This window comes from Variovorax glucosi (assembly GCF_051216695.1).
Classification (GTDB): Bacteria; Pseudomonadota; Gammaproteobacteria; order Burkholderiales; family Burkholderiaceae_C; genus Variovorax.
The window spans coordinates 1-1,733 of record NZ_JBPJZE010000039.1; the positions used below are offsets into that span (position 1 = coordinate 1).

Sequence of the window (1,733 nt, forward strand, 5' to 3'; positions counted from 1 at the left end):
AGGAATAGAAGAGCGCGAACAGCGTCTCGCTGACGATCAGCTGGCCGCACAGGCTGGCGGACAGGCGCTGGCTCGCGACGTTCCAGAGAATGGTCGCCAGCCACGACGAGCCGAAGCCGCTCGCCAGCGCGATCCACACGAACAGCATGCCGTCGGGCTGCGCCCGGAGCGTAGACACGTCGCTGCCCGCAACAGCCCACAGCAGCAAGGCGCCCAGGCCGGTCGCCACGCCGAGCCAGTTGGCCCAGTCGGTTGCGTTGAGCTCGGTGTGGCGCTGCAGCCAGGCGGCGTTGAGCAGGCCGTACACCGTCCAGCTTGCCATCGCGGCCAGCGCCAGTGCAATGCCCCAGCCGAAGCGGGCGCCACCACTGCCTGCGCCGTGCTGCGCGGACCACGCGCCGTAGATCATCAGCGCAATGCCCGCGCCCGTGAGCAGCAGTCCCGGCAGCAGCGCGCGCATGCGCAGGCCCGCGGGCCGGCCCAGCAGCATCATCCAGACGGGGATCGTGCCGATGATGAGGCTGGGCACTTCAGTGCCGGCCGCCGCGATGCCGAAGGCCAGCAGCAGGTAATAGCCGGTGAAGCCCAGCACGCTGAGCCCCAGCGCCGCGAGCGCTTGTCGCCCGTTCGGCCAGCGCACTGCAGCCGGCCGCGCGAACACGGCCAGCGCCGAGACAGCACCGAACACCGCGAAGCGCGAGGCCGTGATGTCGACCATGCCGAAGTGGCCCACCATGCGCGGCGCCACGAAGGTCAGGCCCCAGAGCGCACCCGCGGCCAGCCCGGCCGCAATGCCAACCCAAGCCCGCGGACTCAGAGCGCGAACCCGTCGTCGGCCGCGATGACGGCGCCGTTCACGAAATGGCTCTGGCCGCTGGCCAGCAGCACGATCAGGCCGTCCAGGTCCTCGGGCTTGCCCACGCGCTTGCGCGGCAGCATGTTGACCAGCTTGGCGCCGCCTTCGGTGCTCCAGTGCTCCTCGTTGAGCTCGGTCGTGATGTAGCCCGGGCACAGCGCATTCACGTTGATGCCGAAGCGGCCCCATTCGAGCGCCATGGCTTTGGTCATCTGCACCACCGCGATCTTGCTCATGCAGTAGGTGCCGATCTGCGGCATGACCTTGAGCGCGGCAGCCGACGCAATGTTGATGATGCGCCCGCCGATGTAGGTGCCCGGCGCCGTGCCCTTGGCGCGCGCCAGCATGCGCTTGCCCACTTCTTGCGCCACGAAGAAAGATCCCTTCACGTTGGTGTCGAAGATGTAGTCGTAGTCGTCGGGCGTCACGTCCTGCAGGCGCTGCGTGGTGCTCACGCCCGAGTTGTTGACCAGGATGTCGATGGCGCCCACCTCGGTCTCGGCGCGTGCGACTGCCGCCTTGATGCTGCCGATATCGGTTACGTCGAGCTCGACCACGTGGGCGTCGCCGCCCTCGCCCTCGATGCGTGCGCGCAACTCCTTGAGCTTCTCGACGCGGCGGCTGGCCAGCACCACGGCGGCGCCCGCGCGGGCAAGGGTTTTCGCGAACTGGGCGCCGAGCCCGCTGGAAGCGCCGGTGACGAAGGCCACGCGGCCGGAAAGATCGATGCTGTAAGCCATGAACTGAATCCTGTGGAGTCGCGCAGGTGACGCCCAAGCGCCCCGCCCACGAGTGACACGGACCGCCCGTGGACGCCGCATAAAATGCCCCGCAACCCGGGAAGCCCCGCGCCTCGAAAAATCATTATCGACCCAAC

The 1,733-nt window shown here is 68.5% G+C and carries 2 protein-coding genes; both read right to left on the minus strand.

The features are described 5' to 3' along the window. On the minus strand, positions 1-736 hold a 736-nt coding region (locus ACSFA3_RS22585), incomplete at its 3' end, for a DMT family transporter (protein WP_435507720.1). Between the two features lie 77 nt (positions 737-813). After that, positions 814-1,596 (minus strand): SDR family oxidoreductase, encoded by a 783-nt coding sequence (locus ACSFA3_RS22590; protein WP_435464263.1) that lies wholly within the window; start codon positions 1,594-1,596, stop codon positions 814-816. Between the last annotated feature and the right edge of the window lie 137 nt (positions 1,597-1,733).

Bases quoted from the DNA above. Each gene is read 5' to 3' on its own strand.
- ACSFA3_RS22590 (WP_435464263.1), bottom strand. From the start codon at position 1,596: ATGGCTTACAGCATCGATCTTTCCGGCCGCGTGGCCTTCGTCACCGGC.